At 52.3% G+C, this 21,714-nt stretch carries 14 protein-coding genes; 7 read left to right on the top strand and 7 right to left on the bottom strand.

Annotation, left to right across the window (positions count from 1 at the left end; genetic code table 11):
- Window positions 1-104: 104 nt before the first annotated feature.
- Window positions 105-2,015, top strand: coding sequence for an asparagine synthase (glutamine-hydrolyzing) (asnB, locus tag HY913_07555; GenBank protein MBI4963114.1), 1,911 nt, complete (start codon window positions 105-107; stop codon window positions 2,013-2,015).
- Window positions 2,016-2,283: 268 nt separating this feature from the next.
- On the opposite strand, the gene HY913_07550 is transcribed toward asnB, so the two are convergent.
- The gene (locus HY913_07550) at window positions 2,284-3,876 is read right to left on the bottom strand and encodes a hypothetical protein (protein MBI4963113.1); all 1,593 of its coding nucleotides are present in this window, start codon (window positions 3,874-3,876) and stop codon (window positions 2,284-2,286) included.
- 175 nt (window positions 3,877-4,051) lie between these two features.
- Between HY913_07550 and HY913_07545 the strand changes: the two genes are divergently transcribed.
- A complete protein-coding gene (locus tag HY913_07545) occupies window positions 4,052-5,497 on the top strand; it encodes a flippase (protein MBI4963112.1) in 1,446 nt (481 codons plus the stop codon).
- A gap of 105 nt (window positions 5,498-5,602) precedes the next feature.
- Window positions 5,603-6,706, top strand: a complete 1,104-nt coding sequence (locus HY913_07540; protein MBI4963111.1) for a glycosyltransferase family 4 protein — start codon at window positions 5,603-5,605, stop codon at window positions 6,704-6,706.
- 163 nt (window positions 6,707-6,869) lie between these two features.
- Here HY913_07540 and HY913_07535 read toward each other — a convergent pair whose 3' ends face one another.
- The 4 genes from HY913_07535 to HY913_07520 form a co-directional block, all read right to left on the bottom strand.
- Complete coding sequence (locus HY913_07535; protein ID MBI4963110.1) at window positions 6,870-7,280, bottom strand: response regulator; 411 nt, start codon at window positions 7,278-7,280, stop codon at window positions 6,870-6,872.
- A gap of 217 nt (window positions 7,281-7,497) precedes the next feature.
- A complete protein-coding gene (locus tag HY913_07530; GenBank protein MBI4963109.1) occupies window positions 7,498-7,758 on the bottom strand; it encodes a hypothetical protein in 261 nt (86 codons plus the stop codon).
- A 995-nt stretch (window positions 7,759-8,753) separates the two neighbouring features.
- Window positions 8,754-9,890 (bottom strand): UDP-N-acetylglucosamine 2-epimerase (non-hydrolyzing), encoded by a 1,137-nt coding sequence (wecB, locus tag HY913_07525; protein ID MBI4963108.1) that lies wholly within the window; start codon window positions 9,888-9,890, stop codon window positions 8,754-8,756.
- 23 nt (window positions 9,891-9,913) lie between these two features.
- Entirely contained in the window at window positions 9,914-11,035 is a 1,122-nt protein-coding gene (locus HY913_07520; protein MBI4963107.1) for a glycosyltransferase family 4 protein, read from the bottom strand.
- Between the two features lie 264 nt (window positions 11,036-11,299).
- Between HY913_07520 and HY913_07515 the strand changes: the two genes are divergently transcribed.
- The 4 genes from HY913_07515 (at window position 11,300) to HY913_07500 (ending at window position 17,968) form a co-directional block, all read left to right on the top strand.
- Entirely contained in the window at window positions 11,300-12,433 is a 1,134-nt protein-coding gene (locus HY913_07515; GenBank protein ID MBI4963106.1) for a hypothetical protein, read from the top strand.
- 40 nt (window positions 12,434-12,473) lie between these two features.
- A complete protein-coding gene (locus HY913_07510; GenBank protein MBI4963105.1) occupies window positions 12,474-15,572 on the top strand; it encodes a right-handed parallel beta-helix repeat-containing protein in 3,099 nt (1,032 codons plus the stop codon).
- A 411-nt stretch (window positions 15,573-15,983) separates the two neighbouring features.
- Complete coding sequence (locus HY913_07505; GenBank protein MBI4963104.1) at window positions 15,984-17,462, top strand: hypothetical protein; 1,479 nt, start codon at window positions 15,984-15,986, stop codon at window positions 17,460-17,462.
- 188 nt (window positions 17,463-17,650) lie between these two features.
- Complete coding sequence (locus HY913_07500; protein MBI4963103.1) at window positions 17,651-17,968, top strand: hypothetical protein; 318 nt, start codon at window positions 17,651-17,653, stop codon at window positions 17,966-17,968.
- A 182-nt stretch (window positions 17,969-18,150) separates the two neighbouring features.
- On the opposite strand, the gene HY913_07495 is transcribed toward HY913_07500, so the two are convergent.
- Together HY913_07495 and HY913_07490 are read right to left on the bottom strand one after the other, a co-directional pair.
- On the bottom strand, window positions 18,151-20,538 hold the full coding sequence (locus tag HY913_07495) for an alginate lyase family protein (protein ID MBI4963102.1): 2,388 nt from the start codon (window positions 20,536-20,538) through the stop codon (window positions 18,151-18,153).
- Window positions 20,539-20,629: 91 nt separating this feature from the next.
- Entirely contained in the window at window positions 20,630-21,286 is a 657-nt protein-coding gene (locus HY913_07490) for a CpsD/CapB family tyrosine-protein kinase (GenBank protein MBI4963101.1), read from the bottom strand.
- Window positions 21,287-21,714: the final 428 nt, after the last annotated feature.

Raw genomic sequence — 21,714 nt, 5'->3', positions numbered from 1 at the left:
GCACCCGGAGGCCGTAACCTCCAATCTAACCTAAACCTGCGGTCGCCGCCCCGTTTGTGTTATAACTGCCGGATGGGACAGATCAAGGCGACCGGGAGTATCGGATGTGTGGCATCGTAGGAGCATTCACCTTCAAACATGGCGGCTTCCAGGTCACAGAGAAATACATTACTCGGATGCGGGACACCATGGCTCATCGCGGACCCGATGGAGCCAGCACATGGGTGTCCGACGACGGCCGCGTCGGCCTGGGTCATAGAAGGCTGGCAATAATTGACCTCTCGGAGACCGCAAATCAGCCGATGTCCAACAAAGAGGGCAGCCTGTGGCTGGTCTTCAATGGCGAAATCTATAACCATGCCGAGATCCGCTCCGAACTGGAGAGCCTGGGCGACCATCAATGGAAGACAGATCATTCGGACACGGAAGTCATTGTCCACTCGTTCGAACGCTGGGGAATAGATTGCGTTGAGAAATTTCGAGGAATGTTTGCCATCGCGGTCTGGGATGCGACGAAACGCGAACTATGGCTCCTCAGAGATCGAATAGGTGTCAAGCCGCTCTATTACTCCGTCCACGACGGCCGAATAGTCTTTGCCTCGGAGATCAAAGCTCTACTGCAAGATCCTGATCAAAAAACAGGCGTCAATGAGGAAGCCCTTTTTCATTATCTTTCCTTCCTGACTACACCGGCGCCCGAGACACTGTTTGAAGGGATCATGAAGTTGCCGTCCGGTTCATGGCTGAGGATTTCCGAGGACGGCACTGTCAGGGAGAAACGTTATTGGGATGTTTGGGACCGCACCGAGCCCATGACGGGCGTGTCGGAAGAAGACATCGCGCACCGACTTCTGGACGAACTTCGCACTTCGGTGAAGCTTCGCAAGGTGAGTGACGTGCCGGTGGGCGTCTTTCTTTCAGGAGGCGTGGATTCGGTCACAAACGCCTATCTCTTTTCCGAGGATGCCACCGAGCGTGTGAAGACCTTTACCATCGGTTACGAGGGTGTGTACAAGAGTTATGCGAGCGAGGTCGATCAGGCGAGAAATGTGTCTGAAACAATAGGTTCGGACCATCACGAACTGCTTCTCACCATTGACGATCTCCTCGAATTCTTACCTGAGATGGTAAGGTTGCAAGACGAACCGATTGCCGACCCGGTCTGCGTCCCCATTTACTACGTGTGCAAGTTGGCCAGAGACAACGGGATCATCGTGGCCCAGGTTGGAGAAGGCTCCGACGAACTCTTCTGCGGGTACGATCAATGGAAACGCATGCTCACACTGGAGCGGCTCAACGAACTGCCCGCGTCTTCAGTCCTCAATCGCATAGGTGGCATGGTCCTGAAGCTTCTTGGCCAGGATGGCCGGCTCCCCTATGAATGGTTCCAGCGGGGCGCCAAGGGCAGCCCTCTTTATTGGGGAGGGTTTGACGTTTTTTTCGAGCATCAGAAGCGCCAGCTACTTTCCGAGCGCATGTTAAGAAAATTCCGCGATTTAAGCTCTTGGGACGCGATTGCCCCAATTCACCAGCGCTTCAAGGACAAGGCTTGGGAAAGGTCGCACGCCAACTGGATGACCTATGTGGACCTGAATCTGCGGCTTCCCGAACTGCTCCTCATGCGGGTGGACAAGATGAGCATGGCAGTGGCGCTTGAAGCTCGCGTTCCATTTCTCGATCACAAGTTTGTAGAGCTAGTCATGAGTATTCCTTCCGCGATAAGGGTCAAGAATCGGCAACAAAAGTATATTCTCAAGAAATCCGTGCGCGGCCTAATCCCCGATGAGATAATCGACCGCAAGAAACAAGGGTTTTGGTTGCCGATTCATGAATGGTATCTGGACAGACTCGGCACCAGGACCCGCGATGTGATGGCTGACTTCTGCCGGCAGACTGACTTTTTTGCACCTGAATGGTGTTCGCGTTATTTGGACGGGTTCGTGGACACCCGCGGGCCGGTTCGGGCCTGGAGCTTGCTGAACCTTGCACTCTGGTGGAAACAGTATATTCGATGACTCTTTAATCAGGTAAGCGATCTCCGAGACAATGTTGTCGTGAGCCCTATTGTAGGGGCGAGGCATGCCTCGCCCGAGGGCGACACATGTGTCGCCCCTACAGAAAATGCGCCTCTCGTGGAGTTTGCATATGCCACCGCGCCAGTTCCGATGTGCAGTTACGCAATCAGAAATACAGAATGCCGACACATGCCGCACCCCAAACCGCGACGCACATGAGTTTCAGGTATGATTTCAGGGATTTCCTTGTTCTGCTACTTTCAGTCACTTAATCAATCTTCCGCGACTTATGATAACGAATATCCCATAATTGCTGGAATTCATCGGGCGTAATTTTAAAAACCACAAAGGGTTTTTCCGTTTCCTTGAAGTCCGTAAACTTCGTTTTCGTTTCCGTACTAAATAGCTTTTCCCCCGGCATGCTTTGCAACATGGGCTCAGGGACATCTAATACAATAAACCGAACTGAATATTCGTCAATCACGTCCCTGTAGTCCCCTTGTTTTATCATGGCTGCAAGCTTGAAATCGCCGATAAGACCGTTCAAGGCTATAAAATTACGCTGCGAAAAATATGATACGATACCCGAATCGTACATAGCATACATGACGTTGGCGGGCAGATTCTTGTTTATATATTCGGCTACTTCGAGCTTGGCTTTGGTCATAGTTTTTCTCTTTACGAAATGCGGATAAAAAAAGGCCTGACCTATAAGCAAAATGATGATGACAAGAGGCAGCGCTTTCACTTTGTATATCTTTGTGTCAGGAATCGTCACACCTGCGATCAAGCTTATCGCTACCAGCTCAGGGACCCAATACCAAGCCGATGCAGCGGCGTCGTCCTGCGCAAATAGGCAGATGAATACAGTGTGAAGGCACGCGAAAGCCATGAAATCCGCAATGGGTGGGAGCGTGCGCCTCATGCGTGTCAGACGGTCTCCGCTGAATAAGTATATGATAATAATAAGCAGCGCCAACAGGGCTGCTGCCACGAAGAACCATGAGGGCAGGGCCTGCAATCCCAAAACATACTTAACCCTGGGGATGTATTGTTCGTAAAGGACTGTATGAAAGCTGGATACTTTCTGGATTTTCTGCCACGCTGAAACCGACGACAAATGTCCAAAATAGAAATAATTCACAGCCAAATAGGGCAAAGCCAAGATCAGGGTTCCACTTGCGGCACAAACCCCGGCCTTGACAAATGAAGCACGGGACTGCTTTCCCTGCCAAGTTCTCGTGACAAGGATCGCTCCATACGCTAACGCCAGTAAGAATGAGTCTAACCGCGCGAGAAAAGCGATCCCGATGATCAAGCCGTTGAAGCAAGCTAATTTGCCCGACGTGAAGCGCTTTTCCTCCGTCGAAAGCGAGAACAGCACGTACGTCAAATAAGCTAGTAATACTAAATGACATTCCAAGAGGCTGAAGAATATGGTGAAAGATCGTATATTCAACAATAGAATGAACAGAGAAACAAACAGGCCGCTGGTTGAAAAATGCAGCTTTCGGGATATTATCAGAAATAAAATCATCGCCGCAGTGAGAATCATGACCGCCAACACATATACGGCCTTCAGCGCGATCATCGGATCGGTGAAGAAGGAGTAGATTGGAAGCAGGAAAAACAGGTAGAGAGGGTGAAACCCGTTCGTGATTGTTACCCCGTCATAAGACACGATCCCGTGGTTAATGATGTTGTAGGCGATCTTCGGATAATACATCGCGTCGTCAATCACGGTGAACATGACAGCCATTTTGAGCGGCCGGCAAATAACCATGCCGAAAGCCATCGCTTCGAAGATTAGCAATAAGAAAAATGGCCAAAAGTAGGGTTTGGAAGAGGTAGTTTCTGTCACATCAGTCCCCGCCTTCTGTGCTTCACGGCGCTTGCCTATGTCCATTGTATCAGGTATGGTGTTTTTGCTCAAATCCGGAGGACCGTGTCACCGGGATTGGTCGCAGAATTGAATCGGGCTCGCATTACTTTGTGCATGCGCGAACTACATCAATAATGAACCCAGAGGATGAATTATGGGCTTGCGGCTGAGCATATTCAAAAACACTCTTGCTCTGTCCGTACCCAATATGCTGAACCCACTTATTTCGTTCGCTTTGGTGCTGGTGATTTCTCGGTACCTGGGCGTCAACGGACTGGGCCAGTACTCTCTCATCCTTTCTTTTATGTGGATATTCAACACTCTCGCCTCACTGGGCCTTGGCTCGCTGGTCGTCAGGGAAGTGGCCAAAAGGCCGGCTGATGCCCACATGTTTTTGTTCAATGCATGCATTTTCGGAACCATATCTTCGCTGGTGTCTCTGCTGGCAATGGATGCCGCAGTGTTTGTAATGGGATATGAAAGGGACTTGGTGCATGCCGCTTTGGTCTGCTCACTGACGATTGTGATTACCACCACAACGAATTATATGGAGGCGATTTTCAGGTCGTTGGAAAAGGCCCAGTATATAGCCCTGACCTACGTGTTGGAAAACGTTGTAAGGGTCGCGGCGTGTGTGTCACTGTTATTGTATGGTTATGGAATTGTAGCTCTATTCACTGCGATTCTCGTCAGTCGCTTTCTCGGTTTTCTGCTGCTGTCTTACCTTTATGTGAAAGTCTTTGGTATGCCCCGTGGCAAATACAATAGGGAGGTGTGGCAGATCCTGAGAAAGGAAGCGCCAACCTTCACCAGTATTGCAATCTTTTCGACCATCCACCTCAGCGTGGCTCAAATACTGCTTTCCAAGCTTCAATCTGTCGAAGCCGTAGGAATTTTCAGTGCGGCGGACAGGCTGCTCTCCATTTGCAAAACCATTCCGGAGGCCGCCTCAGCTGCTCTTCTACCGTTTTTTACGAGGCATTTTGCCTCCGGATCCGACGATCTCCGCAGGCTGTCCACCGATTGTCTGCGCTGGCTGTTCCTTGCGATTCTTCCTGTAGTGGTCGGCACCTTCATTCTGGCCGACAACATCATAACAATGATATATGGGCAAAAATTTGTTTCGGCAGGCCAGGTGCTGAGGTTTCACATTCTGTCGCTGTTGCCTTTTGCTATGGTTATCGTCCTGGCCCATGTTCTTATTGCCACAAACAATCAGAAAGTGGATTTGATGATCAATATTGCAGCGGCAATTATAAATTTTGTGTTGTGCCTCCTACTCATTCCTTACTTTGCAGAGATGGGCGCGGTGTGGGCCACGCTATTGACCGTTATTGTCTTCAATCAGCTCCAGAATGCGTACATCCGAAGGAACCTGTTCAGAATCCGATTTCGGGAAATTGTTGCGAAGGCGCTTATCGCCTCTTTGGGAATGGGCGCGGTCACGTATGTCTTGAGAGAATGGAATATCTTTCTGAACATCGCCATATCTGGAGTGGTGTACATGTTGCTCGTATTATTGGTCCAAGGGATTTCGCGTGAGGAAATCCAATCCCTTCGCAATTTGGTGCCACGGAGGGCGAGAAAGACTGATGGATAAAAGGTTCATTCCGGGAACCCGGCGACATTTCTGTGGCGATTTGATCCGACCAAGAATTCGTGGCTGTTTGAAACTGCACGGAGGATCGCTTCTTGGGAGGCCATTATGCGGCGCGTTCTCGTAGTAGGCCCCGTTCCTCCGCCTCGAGGCGGGATCTTCTCAGTGATGCAGAATATCGCCCATTCGGACCTTGCAAGAGATTATGTTTTTGAGACTTTCGCGAGGTCGGACGTTCCCCCGGATTCACAAGGATTGATGAGTAGGAACCTTTTCCGAGCGCGACGGTTTATCCGGTTCTTCAATCAGGTCAGGAAGGGTGACTATAACTTTGTGCACATTCACTCGCCTGACGCGGTCTTTTTGGGTAGCGCCGCGTTCATGTTGCTAAGTCGCCTTGCGGGCGTGAAAGTTCTGCTTCATATGCACGGAACGGACTGGGACGGTTTCTATCGCAAGGCCTCCTGGTCTCAGAGGCTGTACAAGAGGATGGGGCTTGCCTTGCCCCGCAAGATAGTCGTCCTCTACCAGAGGTGGGTTGATGAAATAAGTAAGCTCAGGCCCAAAGCGGACGTTCGGGTGCTCAGGAATTTCGTTCATTCAATGAATCCGCCTGATCCCGCGGAGGTTGAGGCTCTCAGACAGAGTCTCGGCATAACCAGGGACAATTTCGTTGTCCTCACCGTCGGCTGGTTGGGACCGAATAAAGGGAGTTACGAAATCCTGAACGCGGTCCACAAAGTGGTCTCCCAAGAGGCTTCAGTCAGATTTGTTTTGGTCGGAGCGGAGGAGTTGCCGGGCCAAATGGCTCTACTCCGCGCTATGGTGGAAAAAGACAACCTTGGGGCTTGGGTACGCCTGAAGGGGGAGGTCGAGCGAGACAGGGTCCCGCTTTTCTACGGGCTTGCCGATATATTTCTGCTCCCCTCTTTCTCGGAGGGGATGCCCATGACGATAATTGAGGCTATGAGAAGCGGCCTGCCAATAATCTCTACACCTGTGTCCGCCATTCCCGAGATGATTGAACATGGTGTGTCAGGATGGCTAATCAATCCGGGCTCGCCGGACGAGATAGCGGAAAGCGTGCTCTTACTTAAACGAGACAAGGCGCTGCGGCAAGAGTTGGGGCAAGCCGCCAAGAAAACTTTCGAGGACAAATTCGACTTCTCCAAGGGTGTGGACGAGATAAGAAGCCTATATGACAGCATGTGAGGCGGCCCGACTGATGCCCCCTTAGTGATCGGGAGGGACCTGGTTGGGTGATGCCATCCTTTCTTCCGGCTGGTGGCCCAGTGATTCGATGAGGCGACTCCATTTAGCCCCCCCAGTGGAGGTCACAAATCCTCAGATGTGGGGAGATAACTCCACATGAAGGTCATTCAGAATCCAAGACGTCCCGAACTGCTCGAAGTATCTCCTTCATGGTATATGGCTTGCCGACAAAGGCCGTGGCTACCGAATCGAAGGTCTCTTTCGTGGGTCCACTCACAGGATAGCCGCTGATTATCAAAATCTTTACATTGGGATCAACCTTGCGAAGTGCCGCCAGGCACTCCCTACCTCCCATTTCCGGCATGATAAGATCGAGAATTACCAGGGAAACTCTATCTCCCTCTTTCTCGTACAGGTCCAAGGCTTCTTTCCCATTCGCTGCGGTAAGCACTGTGTAGCCGGATCCCTCCAAAAACCTTTTTGTCAGGTCGCTTACCAGATCTTCATCTTCGACCAGCAGAATGGTCTCCGTCTCTCCTTGTTTCGAGCAATTCTTCATTGTGTTAGACGCCATCCCGGGGCCTCGGCTAAAGGCGGAAACTGAAATACCTTCGGCAGACCTGGTTTCCCATCAATCACTAGTAATTATCCTACGGTGTAGGATAACCTAAAGGAAACGGAAGTTAAACGAAAAAGTGCAGTGAGAGGGACTTTCAAGCGTATCCGGCCGTCCGACGCCGTATGACACCATATGATAAAGTTCAGATATGTAACCGAGAAGAAGGTCTAGATTAGAGGAGGGGATCTTTCTTGTGGGTCGTTGAGGCTGTTTCCAAGGCGAGGCCTTTGCTGTCCATCAGGAGTAAGTACAACTTGATGGCCCTTTCCACATGGTGGGACCTGGCATTTCCTAAGCTGTCCAAACGCTTTACTACGTCTGCAGGCAGGCTACAGCTTATCCTTGCCGTTTCTCTCACCTGTTGTCTTCCCCGCGCCGTATAAGAGCGAGGGGAGAGTTGAACTTCCTGCAGCAACGTCCATGCTGCTTTCATTTGCTCTTCCCTTGTCATCTGACCTCCGCCGGGATTTCTATTCCTATTCCTACTTTCAACATACGTGCCAATCGCGGTTTCTGGACGTAGTCGAGAATTCAGCTTGCGGGAAGTCCCCAAGAAATCTGCTAGGCAGTGTAAGAACGGCTTGCAGCCAAGGATGTTGTGGGACGGGGATGGCATCAAGGTCGTGATATCGCTAAGGGGTTTTTGGACAAGGCCGGCCTGATGTAAGCCCAACATGGGAGATTCAAGCCGCTTGATACCGAGAAGACCTGGGTAATTCTTGTAGGATCTATCCGATGGGCTATGTTTCGATTCCAATTCTACCCCCACCGACTTATAGCAGTTGCCGAAATTACTATCCTATTTGTCTCTCGACACTGCGTGGGAGGCAGTTCTTAGGTTCAAAGAGAAGCTCCGGCCTCCGTACTATGGAGCGGACTCCCGCGTCCATCCTTGTCCGAGCATTTCGTTGGGCTTAGGGCAGGCACGAGGCCTGCCCCTACCTATACCCACCGCATTCGGACAAAAAATTTGGCGCCCGGTATAACAGGGTCTCTTCAACTTACGTTCCGTCGCCGTGGCCGTCATCTCGTGTCCACGCTCCTTCATGAGTAACGTAGATAAGCCGGTTCCCGGCTGGCGTCGGGAAATCCTGTCCGTTGCGAGCAGTCGCGGTCTGACATCACTTCGCAGATCTGCCAGGGCCGGGTTCACCCAATGTCACTTCGTTGAACGCGGCCGGCTATCCAGCCCCGTAGCCTTCTTTGCTTATCGAACAAGAAAGCTCCCACGTGGCGTGACATCGGCATCAACTGGTGCTAACCTCTCCATTGGCTTTTCCACGCTGAGTTTCTCGATGGCCCCCCTGCAAATTCTGTAGTTTTTGATGGGATTCTTCCCAAAGCCTCGTCTAATGTGGGGAAGTCCACGGAGCCTTCCTAAGCCTGCAACGTCGACCCGGTGAACCGTGGTCCTTTGAATTCCGAGCGTTAGGGTTTTGTGCGATCATTCAAAAAAACCTCGATAGTGTCAACTATCTTCTCCGCTGCGTGGCCGTCGCCAAACGGACTTTCCTTTACCATCATTGATTTGTAATGATCAATGTTTTCAAGCAAGCGTGCGGATTCTCTTACTATTGTTTCCCGGTCGGTGCCCACCAGCATAGCCGCGCCGCATTCTACCGCTTCCGGCCTTTCGGTTACGTTCCTGACAATCAACACCGGCTTCTTCAGCGATGGCGCCTCTTCCTGAATGCCGCCCGAATCCGTGATAATGAGATATGACATATTCATAAGAGCCACAAATCGAATATAGTCCGGCGGCGGTATGACTCTTATCCTCTCATGAGAGCCCAATATTCGTTCCACCGGTCCCCTCACGTTGGGGTTAGGATGGACCGAATATACAACGGTAACATCATCAAATCTTTCCACCAGGTCGACCAACGCGTGAGACAAATTGGCCAGTCCCGGACCGAAATTCTCCCTTCGATGGCCGGTTACAAGGATCATCCTCCCCTGGCCAAGGCGGAGTTCGGAAAGGTAGTCCGCTGAATGAGGGTCGTCGCTCAGGAGTTTCACCGTATGGAGCAAGGCGTCGATAACCGTATTACCGGTAATATGGATTGAGTCGGGCTCTATCTTCTCATTGAGCAGGTTTTCCGCTGCCCGTTTGGTGGGACAGAAGTTCAGGTCGGCCATATGGGAGATAAAAGTCCTGTTTATTTCTTCCGGGAAGGGTTGAAAACGATCGTACGACCTTAAACCGGCCTCCACGTGGGCGACTGGTATTTTCGAATAGAAAGCGGCCAGCGCAGCAGCGAAAGCGGAGGACGTATCTCCTTGGACCACGAGGATGTCCGGCTTTTCCTGCAACAAAACGTCCCGCATTTTTTCCAGAACGCTTGCCGTAATATGAAAAAGCGTCTGATCCACTTCGAGGATACGAAGATCGTGGTCCGCACGCATGCCGAAGACCTTCAACATCTGGTCGAGCAGTTCTCGATGCTGCCCTGTGACGCAGCAGACCAGCCGAAGGCGGTCCGAACGCCTCGCGATTTCCTTGTACACAGGGGCAAGTTTTATGGCTTCCGGCCTGGTCCCAAACGCTAATAATACGGTAAACATTTTTGTGATCTCCGACCGTTATCTCACGGCCCAACCCGGCTCTTTGCACGGCGGAAACGGGCAACCACCGAGCGGACCAATTCCGCGTAAGCGTCTCCGATCTTCTCCCACGAAAAGTTCTCTTCAGCCATCAGTCTGGCGCGACGTCCCATGTCAACAAGAGTGTGGATAGGCAGTTTCGCCACGTGCTCCATCGTTTGGGCCATGGCCTCCGGAGAAGGATCGGACACGAACCCGCACTTGTATTTCCTTACAAAATCCGCTGTTTCGTCTATATCGTTGACCATTATCGGTCTTCCCATAGCTGCGTATTCGGCGAATTTTGTCGGGAATGCGTGCAGCAGGGCCTGGTGGGGACTTCGCGGAATAATGAGGACCGAGACGGAGGACAGAAGCTTCATCATGGATGGCCGGTCGGTTTTGTCCACCAGCCGGACCCGGGAGCCGAACTTATCCTTGAACTGTTGCTTAATAGAACGATCATCGTCCCCGAAACCGATCATCAACAAGCGGATGTTCGGATTGCCGACCCTTTCAAATGCCTCGATGAGGTTGTCCATGCGTTGCCAATATTGAAAAGCACCGGCATATCCAAAGGTGAACTCGGGGCGTTCAGGGAACGGAAGCTCTTGGAACAGATTCAGGTCAACTCCGTTGCGTATGATCCCCACACGGTCTTCCGGCCAGCCTTCCCGTATCAGTGATTCCAGGTGTGGCTTGCATACGGTAATAAGGTAATCAGCGCATGCCATGGCCATGCGAGAGACCATTCTCACTCTCAGGGACGGACTCGTTGTTCGACCCTCGGACTCAATCTGCCGTTCAAGGGCTGATTGTGCCGGAGAATCGCCGTGCATGTCGTATATTATCGGGCCGTTGATAAAGGGTCGGCAGAAGTACATCGCCTGGCCGGCGCCTTCGCATCCCGTATAGATGAAGTCATAATTCCCGAGGGTTCTCGCCCAAAGAGGCATGAAGAGTGAGGCTGTAGTTTGTTTGTAGAGAAGTAAAGTATCCCTCATGTACAAGAAGTCACAGTCGATGGATCGCTCGGCGAGGCATTCGGCCAAATGCATCACACGGTGGGTGTACGCCGACGTGTCCTGCGAGTCTCCTTGGTGTATCACAAGGCCCTTGAGATTCATCAACCGTCCTTCCGAAGGGCTGGTTAAGCGATTGTCGAAGGTATCTTACGATCCTGTGTCCAGTCAATGGTTTTCTGCTCCGCTGCAGGTCATGCAAAGAACCTCAAATGGTCGTTAACCCAATGGAGATGCTACGAAACGTGGACAATACAACCGGCCGCGTGATACGATGCTTCCATTCTGAGCGGTCTTTTCGGTTCCGCTCCCTGGCCGAAAAGGGAACGGTGCGACCCGGACAGAAATCTTACGATTCGTGTGAAAATCTTGCGCAGACTTTTTCAAGATCGAGAGTTGCTTGTCGGAGCTTTTCTAACGGCTCTGCTATGCTTGTCCGCGCCTGAAAGCAGCTCAGGCACTTACCTCGTTTTTACAACAGATGTTTGTTGGACCTGCGGAGATGATTTTCAAGGCACTTGGGAAGGCAAGGACTATGGAGTGCCCCTGATAGTGGAAAAACTGGAGCAGTACGGCCTGAAGGGCACCTTTTTCGTCAGCACTTTGTGCCCGCCACAGCTCACTGATAAGATGTTCTCCAATCTGAGCTTCTTGGTATCGCGAGGCCATGATCTTGAATTGCACCCGCATCCGAATGCAATAGACGTGTCGCGTCCGCTCCCCACTATGTATTCCATTGAAGAGCGCAGGAAAATGTTCGATCTGGCCATCGCGAACATTGAACGGGCCGGTGGTCCACGGCCCGTTGCCCACAGGGCGGCCGCGTGGGCAATCGACCGGGAGACACTTGATCTATTGCCTGAATTCGGGATTCGCATGGATTCTTCCATATTTCCGATTGACCCGAGGAGCCTGGTACCGTTGCCCGAAGACCTGATAAACAAATTCGGGAAAATCCGCGGCGTATATGAGCTTCCAATCACGCTAATTAGAAGGGTCCCATTCATTGGATATGCAGGAATGACCGGTCTGGACATCGACCGAACTATCTGGGAGGAACAGGAGGAGGCCCTCAACCAGATCGCGGACCACGGCCTTCCTGTAGCCACGGTCTTTATGCATTTCTACAATTTTTTTCACTACACTCGTGCTGACGTTCCGTACGAGCCGCTGAAAGTAACGGGCCCGCGGATGGAAAACATCCAAAAACTGGACAAAGTCCTCAAACTGGTAACATCAGACAAGCGATTCAAAGTGGTTACAGCCAGGGAGCTTTGGCAAATATTTCAGGAGAGACCGCAGGAACTACAGGGACCTTCCTTTGTGCCATATACGGGAATATGGCTGACTTATGTTAAGGCCTGGACCGATTTTTTCGGTCATGGCATAAAAAACAAAATAGTTGTCATGGTTCCCGTAGTATTGGCGCTTGCGGTTTTGGCCGGCGTCGTCCATTGTCTGAGAATGAGAGGTCTCGCCAAGGGTGCCGGTGATGGCCGCTAGCCGTCCGGAAAGGCGCCGACTCACCGTCGGAGAATAACACATGCAGGGCGCGTCTTCATCGGTCCGAAATCTTGCGACTATCCTGGCCGCGTCCCTTCTGGCGTTTATCCTGGGCTATATCTATGTGCAGGCGTTCAGCGTGGGTTGGAGAGCCATTGTTGCGCTGCATCTGGGGGTCTTTTTCTTCCTTGGTTGCGCCCTTTTCATAAGCGATTTGAGGTCATTCCTTCTCTTTATTATGATTTTCGCCGTGCCCCTGGAATACGGCTATCACCTGACGTACCAACTGCTCGGCGCGGAAACTTCCCCCTTTTCCATAGGGCTTCGCATAGATGTTGTGGATGTGGTCTTGGTGCTCCTTTACCTCCATTGGGCTTTTTCACTGGCCCAAGAGCCGCTGGGTCGCGTACGAATAACCGTAGGAAGCTCAATCGGCAAATTGTTTTTCGCGTGGGTAGCGTGGGTCACGGTGGCGGGAATTTTGAGGTCCGAGCATTGGAATTACACTTTCTTCGAACTAGTGGCTCTGTTCAAAGGTTTGCTGCTCTATTTCTATCTCGTGAACAACCTGCGGTCAGAGAGGGACCTTCGAGTCATAATATATGCGTTCTTTGCTGTCACCGTTGCTCAGGGTCTTTACATCCTCATGCAGTACGTTACGGGATACAATTACACGTTGCATGGTGAGACTTCTCTGGATCTGGCAGAGCCGGGCCAGGTATTTCGGGCCATCGGTTTTACCGGTTGGGATGGGGGAGCGGCAATCATGAATTACGTTCTCCCGATAATGTTGATTTACTATTTGGCCATTGCAGACAGGTTCAAACGCTGGGCGATGGTGATGGGCATCGGCTTGGTGTTGGTGGGCTTGCTGCTCACCAAGCTGAGGACGGCATACCTTGCTGCGCTGGTATCGACCATAACGGTGGTCGGTGTTAGCTATCTAAGGGGTTGGATATCCCCGCGTCGGATCTTAATGGTAATGGTGGCGGGTCTCGCCTGCCTGGTCGCTGCCACTCCTTTTGTTTTGCAGCGATTTGAGACCGGGGGCACGGGATTGGAGCGCATCCCGCTTATGCTCACGGCCCTTAATATGATCAAAGATAACTTTCTGCTCGGGGTAGGGGCCAACAACTACTTTTTCTACATGGATCAATATTTGCCTGTGAGTCAGAGGCACACCTGGCAATACACAGTGCATAACGAATACCTCCTGAGGGCCGCTGAAACAGGCATCCCCGGCTTCCTCCTATACTATTCCCTGCTGCTGGTAATGATGAAGAAACTCTGGATCGCCGGCCGTTCGTCCAATCCCTGGATTTATGCAGCTTCGCTGGGGTTGTTTGCCGGACTATTGGGCTCAATACCTTATCGCCTGACCTCTTTTTTTCATACCGCGCCCCTTCTCTCCGAGTTTTGTGTCGTTCTGGCCCTGACCTATCTATTGGAGAATCTTGAAAAAAGGCGTCTATCACAAGAAGGTTCGGACCCTCGATTATCGCGAGGAAATCGGTTGGGCCAGGCTAAGGGCATGGTGGCTTCGTTGTCCGCTACTATTCTGCTATTGGCAGTCTTTCCAGCCCAATCAGCGGCTACAACCTATCATGTGTCCGCTGCGACGGGGAACGATATGGCCGCGGGCACCGAAACCGAACCGTTCAAGACCATCACCCGAGCTTCCAAGGCTCTCGAACCCGGGGACACGGTCCTGATCCATGAAGGTGTGTACCACGAGCAGATCATGGGCGGGAAATCGGGTTTGCAAGGGGCGCCCATTACTTATCAGGGGATAGACCGATCCAAAGTCATCCTTCAAGGAAGCGTCCTGGTCAAAGACTGGAGCCGGGACCAAAATCTCTGGGTACGCAGAGGCCTTGCTCCGATCACTGCGATAAATGCCTTTGTCATGGTAGATCAGAAGCGCATGCTCAGGGAAGTACGGTCGAAAGCAGACATGCCCGAGGGAAGCTTTCATCTGGCAACGGACGGAACGTATAGTATCAGATTGTGGCATGATGCAGACCCCAATCGCGACCACCAGGTGGAAGTGTATGAACTCGATTTGGCCTTCAATTCAGGAGATCGTTGGGGAGGGACCGCCAAAAAATGGATTACCCTTAGAAATATGACCCTGGAAAAGTACGGCAGCTTTGGGGTCTCCACGGATTTCTCGCGGCCCGCGGATAATGCCCACTGGGAGCTGGACAACATTATCGTCAGATATAACAGAGCAGAAGGCGTGTTCCAGTGTCTCGACGACTGGTACGTTCACGATTGCGTTTTCATGCGGAACGGCAGGCACGGGTGCCAGATCAACGGCGCCCGCGTCATGTTCGTTAACAACCTTGCCGCGGAGAATGAGTGGTTCGGAGAATCCGGTATAGGCGGTTGCGGGATCTTGATCGGACCTGATGAGTCTGCTCACTCAACGGTTATCAGAAATAATATCTTCCGGGACAACGGCGACTATCCTGACGGTTACGGTTGCGGAATTTATCTGGAAGGACGCTCCCGCGACAACCTCATAGAGAACAATCTGATCGAAGGCGGAACATCCTCGGGCATCGGGTTTTTCGGCTCCTCGCACAACAAAGTGATCAACAATTTGCTGGTGAATGTCGCACCCAAGGGCAACTGGGACAAATCAGGGGCGTTCGTGGTGTACCGCAGCTTTGAAGGAGCACCCACCCAATCCGTTGGCAACCTGGTGGCACACAATACTGTCTGGCGATGTTCAGCCCCGCTGGTCGTAATGGACCCCGAAAACAAGATACAAAGAGACGATCTGAACAGATTCGTCAATAATCTCTTTGCTCAATGCCGTTATTTGTCTCCGCCTCCGAAGTCGTTGGCAATCACATTGGAGGGTAACGGCTTCTTTTACTGCCCACCGAGCAAGACAGCCACGGAAATGGCCTGGTGGCTGAAAGGCATGGTCGGAAAAGACGAAGGGGGTTTGTCCGACAATGTCCTAGGCAAAGCCCCCGGCCTGAATGATCCTGCCGCGGGAGATTTTCACTTGAAACCCGAATCACCGGCCCGTGGAGCTGGGGTCCGCCTCGATCATGCCCCTACGGACAGGGCGGGGAATCCTCGACCTTCAGACAAACGGCCGGACATCGGAGCATACCAATACTGAGGCTGGATAAATCAATTCTGCCGCGGCACGAAGTGAATGCAAGTAGAGTTCACCTTTTTATCCAATCGGTTATGGAATATTGTGAAAGCTGAGCATGTAATATTCTGAAACTATTCGGGTTTTGCCCAATTTTGGCTTGAAATCTCAGCATTTTTGTGATAACAATCTCTAAAGAACACGCATAGTAAGATGCGATGCGGCCAATGGCTGCATCTCAGCGGTGGGCAGAGAGTCATCTTCTTGTCGTCGCCGAGAGACCAGGGGGATTCGTCAATGCAGTGCCTTGACGCGAGGCGGGCAGAGCATTATCGTTCGCGTGACGCTTTGTGCGTGCTGCAATAGTTATGGGGACAAACAAGAAGTATTTGAGACCGAGGTTCTGGGACGATTCCCAGGGGTAAGGGTGCACTAGTGGTGGTGAATCCGGGAGAGACCAGGGAAGAGCAAGCTGTATCCTTGCGAGACACCCTGAGCATGTTTTATCGCCGCATCCGTCTGTTCAAGGCAATTGTTATAGTCTTGCCTTTGGGTACTCTCGTCGCATGTTTGGTTATGGATCCGGTCTACGAATCAACCGCAAAAGTGCTTGTCACGGCAAAGAGGGAAACCTCCAGCCTGCTTCAATATCCGAAGGAGCAGGGCGCGCAAATGTCGTTCAACCTGAACGTTGACGAGACCGACCTGAATAGCGAGATGGAGCTGCTGAAAAGCCCGGACCTTTGGATGCGGACGGTAAATAAGCTTGGCGTCGCAGCCTTTAAGCATGAAGACAGCGGAATCGTCGGTGGGGAACTCAGGAAGCTCAAAAAGACGGTCCGCGAGCTGCTGGGACTCACGAAGTCCCAGATCGGGGACTCCCAAGGCGAATCTCCGGAGGTCCAGAAAATAGCCGAAGGCCTGATCAAAAAATTCAAGGCGACCCCGGCAATTAAATCCAAGATAATAGACCTTTCCTTTAGGTATTCTGATCCGGTCATGGGTCAAAAGATCCTTGCCACGTTGCTGGACCTGTACATTCCTTATCATCTCGAAGTCTATTCGCTACCTGGGGCAGAGCAGTTTTTTGCCGGACAGGCCGATCTGTACAAGCAGAAATATGAGAATGCCGACCGAGAGTTAGTCGAATTCAAGCAAAAATGGGGCTTGTCTCTTACTGAGCGGCAAATGGCTGAGCTGATTACCGCCATAAAACAAATTGACGACGCTCTGGTTGAAGTGAACGCCAGTTTGAGCCAGTACGAGGTTATGTTGGCATCCGCGAAAAAAGGAGTGCTCCCTTCAGGCCAAATAACTGGCGGAGGGCAAAGAAGCGGTGAGAGCACATTCATAAACGTGTTGTCCACTCAGCTGCTCAGGGCCGCTCAAAAGGAGTGGCAAACGGCCGAGATTTACCAGCCGGGCACACGGGATTATCAAGTCACCGCTGACATGGTCCGCAGCCTGACCAAAAGGTTCCGAGAAGCGCTCCAGGGAGAAATGGATATTGTCGCGGCCAAGAAGAAAAGCCTTGAGGAGAGCCTGAAAGAGAAAGCGCAACAACTGGAATTGCTCCAGCAGAAGAGCGATGAAGCCCGTAGGATGCAGCTCGAAGTTACGGTTGCCAAGGAACGATACGTGCAGTACATGGCCAAAGAGGAAGAGGCCCGGCTGGAGAATATGAAAGGCGGCACGCAACTTAGGGATGTGGCCGTGGTCGGCAAACCGTTGACTCCTGCCGTGCCGGTTTTTCCAAAGACCCTGCTTTTTGTGCTGGGAGCGTTTTTCCTTGCGATTCCCGTAGGCATTGCCGTGATACTCACCGCTCACTTCCTGGACCACACGTTTGATAATCCCAGAACTCTGGCAGCTCACACCGGCTACCCGGTGTTGGCTTCGATCGGAAAAGCTTAGACAGGTCCTGTCCACAGGCAGGGAGCCCCGGGAGGTCAAGGAGGCCATTTCACCGCACGGACCGCAGGGGGCCCAGAGCTTTAGGGGCACGGCACGCCGTGCCCTTAATCGGCAATCATCGCAGTCTCTCCGTTACGAGATCCCTTGCTTTCAGCTAGCCTTACTCTTTTCAGAATGGACAACAAACCATGAGAGCCGGCCGCGGTATCATGACCGCCACATTGTTCTTCATCCTGCTTTGCTACCAACCCGTGTACAGCCAAAATCATGATGTCGGCGTCATTGAGAGCATGAGCGAAGGGGACATTTATGTGCGAGGAAACTACGGCCTCCATCAGTTGGAGCTGCTGGGAACCTGCTTATGGTGCGAAGTTGGCCTGGAAGTGCTTGTTACATTTCGAGGCTTCACCCGCGCGACATTAAGGCCATCTGTCAAGACCCCTTTGGCCAAGCCGGTTGGGGCCTTCATAATCAAGGACGGCCGCGAGCAAGCCGAAATGCGATAAAGAGTAGCCCGCTTGAGAATGGGGAGTCACCTCCGCTCGCAGCTCATATCTTGGTGTCGCAACGGCCATGGAGCCCCAAAGATGAGCCAAGGGCATGCCCCTTTATCCCCAAGTCTTGCACAATGGCGACATGAGATGTCACTTTTCTTACGCACTTAGCCGTTCTGGGAAAACATCATCGGTCATTCACCACTATGTTCACACAAAACGCGTAGGAGACCGGAGAAGTCAGGCCCTAACAGGGTCTCGGGAAGGTCACGGGGAAGAGTAAGCTTGCCGCCAGATGGTTTAATCGCGGTCAGCAGATTGGTCGGGAGCCGGACTTTCATCCCCACGCTCACTGTTGGCGACGGCACTTTGTGGCCGTAATAGCGCGAGTACCATCCTGCCAACGGGTCCATTGATCCTTGTAAAATGGCGGTATCGAAAGGATGGCCGCTTAGTAAGCCAATATCCAGTTTACTTGTCCCGGATTCAGCGGTGAAAGACCTGCACGGGCAGTCCGGATTGCGGCTTTCGCTGGAATGACGGGACAAGCAGGGCTTTTGCGGATGGGACCTTTTCGCAAGAGCGGGGTCTCCGTGCATCTCTGCAAAACCTTCCCTATCTTGTTCGCCGTGCGGCCTGTCGCACGGCGAACATGACAGAGAGTTTTTTGAGGGGGGCACGGAGACCCCGCGGGACGCGGGACTGCACAAAAAAGTTCCCCCCGTATTTTCTTTCACTTCCCAGCGAGGGTCGAAGTGGAACCGCCATTCCAGGCCGTGTTCGCCGGTTCCGTCCACTCGGTCCAGAATAATGACACCCTCATCAATGAGATGGATCAGATGACGGCAATGCACGGTCTGCCCCCAGTGAACCGCGGCGTGTAGCAGCCGCCAACCGTCTCCAATAATCGGCTGGCCCTGCTCGATCTTCAGGGGACCGGACCATTGAAAGGTCTCAATCGGGTCCATAGGATCTTTGTGGTCGATTCGCACAGTGTTGTGCGCGGCAGCGGAACGAAAATAATGGCGCCAGGAAGGCGGTCCATTGTACACGAAGGTTCCCGGGTCTATGATGGCAGGTTTACCGCGGTAATGCAGAATAAACGATAGCCCGTCAGCGTGTCCGTGGCCATAGGCAGGCGCTATGCCGAGCGGCCCAGCGTCGAAGATGACGCTGAAGCGCTCGTCTCTACTCAAGTGGTAGCCTCCGTCAGCAAAGACCAGGAGGGGCGTCGAGGAGGCCGCGTCTTGGACGGCCGGCTCGGTATTCTTGTGTGACTCGAACGATTGGAGCCCGTTTTCTCCAAGCATCAGGAAAGATTCAGCCGGAAAGCTCGGAAGGCCTTTGGCAAGCGCGGGTTCCCGCAGCAACACCGATCCGATGCCCAGCAGCGGGGTGAAATCCCAGAAGTCGGAAAGCCTCCAGCCCAGCGCCAAGCCGGTGTCGGAATCTCCGATCATCGGCACATCCGCGGGATCAGGGGCCAAGTTTTTTATGAAATACAATCCCTTGGCGAGACTCTCAGCCACCACATCGGAAATTTGCGACGCTCCTCCACTCCCGACCAATAATACCTGAAATAGAAACTCCGCTATGAAACGAAAATATCCGGTAGCCTGCTCGGCATATACCCCATCGGGCAGGATAACACGAGGAACCAGCCGGTTAAGGATCTGCACGGTTCGCCTACGCCACCGGGGGGCGTCCAAGAACAAAGGATAGAGCGTAGAAATGCAATATAAGGCCGAAGACTCTCCCAGTAGGTGGTTGCCTTCGGTGTGATGGACTGTGAGTTCTTTCTCCAGGTGACTCGCATGGAGATACATACACGGTATGAAGCGCGAGAGAAACCCTTCATCCCAGGCTGGACTATTCAAACAGAGCACGTGGCACCACATGAATGAGAGTGATCGGAGCGCCACTTCCAAATTGCTGGTCCATTGAACTCCGAAGGGATAATGCACGCTGCTCAGCCAGCTTTCCAGGTGCTCCCTTGCGGCACCGGCAAAACGTTCCCGGCCCGTAAGCCTCCAGGATGCGCCCAACCACAAAAGGTGCTGGAATCTATTGAGTTCCCAGCACCATTTGACATCACGCTCAGAGTGATGCGGGTCGTGGGAAACATCAATATCGGAATAGTAACGAGCCGGCCAGACAGTGGAAGAGTTCTCCGGTTCAAGAGTCTCGGACCATGTTATCGGCTCGGCCCTTTGGACTTCTTTCCACTGAAAAAGCAAAAAATGTCCGTCCAGGATTTTCTCGGCCAGAACAATGAGGCGATTCTTTTCTTCGGGGTAACGCCGTGCGAAGTTATCCCAAAAGGATTCGTCTTGCCACCAGCCGGCGGGAAGCGCCTCCAACAGAGCCAGGTTGACTTCTCTTGCGGCCTCTACACCCGGACTTGTCCGCAGCCAGTTACCACGTTCGGCCCACAGGCGCTCCGGTGACAAGGCCTCGGGGTCTAAGCGGTATTTGCGCTTTTCAATCCCGTGGCGAATCCACGACCTTATCCGGTAAAAGGGCTCGTCAGCACGAAGCGTCCTTAACCGGCGAGCGTAATAGGACCATTTTGCGTTTTTCATCGCATAGATTGTCAGGACCGGATTGTGAGGCTACCACTTTGAAGGCGAAATCGAAATGCCGTACGGTCAAATCAAGTGCATGTCAGGATCGTCACAGGAACCGGTATATTCGTTTGGGAATGTGGAATTCACGTTTGTTCAGGATGATTCCCAATATTTCTGCCCCCGCAGACCTCAATTTTTGAATCGTGTGATCCACCACCTCGGAACGGGTCTGCTCCGATTCAACCAGTAGAACAACCCCATCGGCCATTCGACAAATCGTGGTGGCATCAACAAACGGGACAACAGGCGGGCTGTCCACGAGGACATAACGATACTTCTTCTTTAGGACGGCCAGGACATCGTCAACGCGCTCGAGGTCCAAGTCGTACGAGATAAATGTGTCGGTAACGTGCGGTCTACCCGCGGGTATGACCGAAAAACCGTAGTCTGGCAGCTTATGTATCGCATGCCTCAGAGATCCTGAATTCCGAAGGACATCGAACAGTGACCCTTCGGCCTTGAAGGCCAAAAGCTGCTCAAAACAGGGTTCTCGCAGATTGGCTTCCACAACCATTACTTCCTCGGAAGGATGTTGGCGGGCCAGGAATGTCGCCAGAGCCAGGGTGGTGGACGTGACCCCTTCGCCCGAGTGGGAGGAAGTGATTTGGACTACGTGGGATTCCTTCGAGTCGGACTTACCGAAAAGAGCCCGTTCCAGTTGGTAGAATTCATCTTTGAAGCGGGAGGCAAGCTCTTTGATCATGGTTTTCCGCCATCCTTCGAAACACTGGGCCACAACCAGTCCTTAACCCCGGCGATATTGAAAGTCAAGTAAGTTCAAGCCTAAGAGGTGCACGCCAGGCGCTGACTTTGTTGTCGCGTCTCAAACCAGTTCGCTATTATTTTCGTGAAATACGTTTGTGAGCTGTCATTGCGAGGAGCGAAGCGACGAAGTAATCTCTCGCTTCTGAGATTGCTTCGGGCTTGAGGCCCTCGCAATTGTAGATGTTAGATAATTCGTGGACGAGGTATCCTCAGACAGGGGTAATGAGTCCATGAGAATCAACAGCCAAGATCAGACGATAAAGAGGAACTACATCCAGAAGTACCGGTTCTTGATCAGGGAATATGAGGATGTCAAGAAAGGAAGGCACGCAACATTTCGATATGCACAGGAATTTTACAGCGCGC

It is taken from the genome of Desulfomonile tiedjei (assembly GCA_016212925.1).
In the GTDB taxonomy this organism is placed as follows: Bacteria; Desulfobacterota; Desulfomonilia; order Desulfomonilales; family Desulfomonilaceae; genus JACRDF01.
Note: the sequence above shows the minus strand (reverse complement) of the source record. Positions and strands in the feature narration are given on the sequence as shown.

Bases quoted from the DNA above. Each gene is read 5' to 3' on its own strand.
- asnB (MBI4963114.1), top strand. From the start codon at position 105: ATGTGTGGCATCGTAGGAGCATTCACCTTCAAACATGGCGGCTTCCAG.
- HY913_07545 (MBI4963112.1), top strand. From the start codon at position 4,052: ATGGGCTTGCGGCTGAGCATATTCAAAAACACTCTTGCTCTGTCCGTA.
- HY913_07540 (MBI4963111.1), top strand. From the start codon at position 5,603: ATGCGGCGCGTTCTCGTAGTAGGCCCCGTTCCTCCGCCTCGAGGCGGG.
- HY913_07535 (MBI4963110.1), bottom strand. From the start codon at position 7,280: ATGGCGTCTAACACAATGAAGAATTGCTCGAAACAAGGAGAGACGGAG.
- HY913_07530 (MBI4963109.1), bottom strand. From the start codon at position 7,758: ATGAAAGCAGCATGGACGTTGCTGCAGGAAGTTCAACTCTCCCCTCGC.
- wecB (MBI4963108.1), bottom strand. From the start codon at position 9,890: ATGTTTACCGTATTATTAGCGTTTGGGACCAGGCCGGAAGCCATAAAA.
- HY913_07520 (MBI4963107.1), bottom strand. From the start codon at position 11,035: ATGAATCTCAAGGGCCTTGTGATACACCAAGGAGACTCGCAGGACACG.
- HY913_07510 (MBI4963105.1), top strand. From the start codon at position 12,474: ATGCAGGGCGCGTCTTCATCGGTCCGAAATCTTGCGACTATCCTGGCC.
- HY913_07500 (MBI4963103.1), top strand. From the start codon at position 17,651: ATGAGAGCCGGCCGCGGTATCATGACCGCCACATTGTTCTTCATCCTG.
- HY913_07495 (MBI4963102.1), bottom strand. From the start codon at position 20,538: ATGAAAAACGCAAAATGGTCCTATTACGCTCGCCGGTTAAGGACGCTT.
- HY913_07490 (MBI4963101.1), bottom strand. From the start codon at position 21,286: ATGATCAAAGAGCTTGCCTCCCGCTTCAAAGATGAATTCTACCAACTG.